Here is a 562-nt window from a genome sequence, read left to right on the forward strand (position 1 = left end):
TGGCCTACCTGGCCCACCGCATCAACCAGCGCATGTTCCAGCAGATGAACGTGCCGAAGATCATCGCCCAGGTACTGGAAGAGCACGGCATCCTCGCCAACGCCTACCAGTTCCAGCTGGGCGCCGTGTACCCGGAGCGCGAGTACTGCGTGCAGTACGACGAGTCCAACCTGCAGTTCGTCCAGCGCCTGTGTGAAGAAGAGGGCATCCACTACCACTTCCGCCATAGCGCCGAGGGCCACCAGCTGGTGTTCGGCGACGACCAGACGGTGTTCCGCAAGCTGGCCCCGGTGGCCTACCAGCAGGACGCCGGGCTGGTGGCCGACACGCCGATGATCAAGCGCTTCGGCCTGCGCGTGGAAACCCGCACCAGCAGCGTCACCCGCCGCGACTACGACTTCAAGAAACCGCTGATCCAGCTCGAAGGCGAGTCGGTCAGCCACGCCGAGCCGGAGCTTGAAGACTACGACTACCCCGGGCGCTTCCTCGACCGCGCCCGCGGCAAGCACCTGGCCACCCGCGCCCTGGAGCGCCACCGCAGCGACTTCCGCCTGGCCGAAGG

The 562-nt window shown here is 66.5% G+C and carries 1 protein-coding gene; it reads left to right on the top strand.

Annotation, left to right across the window (positions count from 1 at the left end; genetic code table 11):
- Nucleotides 1-562, top strand: a 562-nt coding sequence (tssI, locus tag P5705_RS26210; RefSeq protein ID WP_277463756.1) for a type VI secretion system tip protein TssI/VgrG, incomplete at both ends; no start/stop codon positions are given.

This window comes from Pseudomonas entomophila (assembly GCF_029478665.1).
GTDB lineage: Bacteria > Pseudomonadota > Gammaproteobacteria > Pseudomonadales > Pseudomonadaceae > Aquipseudomonas > Aquipseudomonas entomophila_F.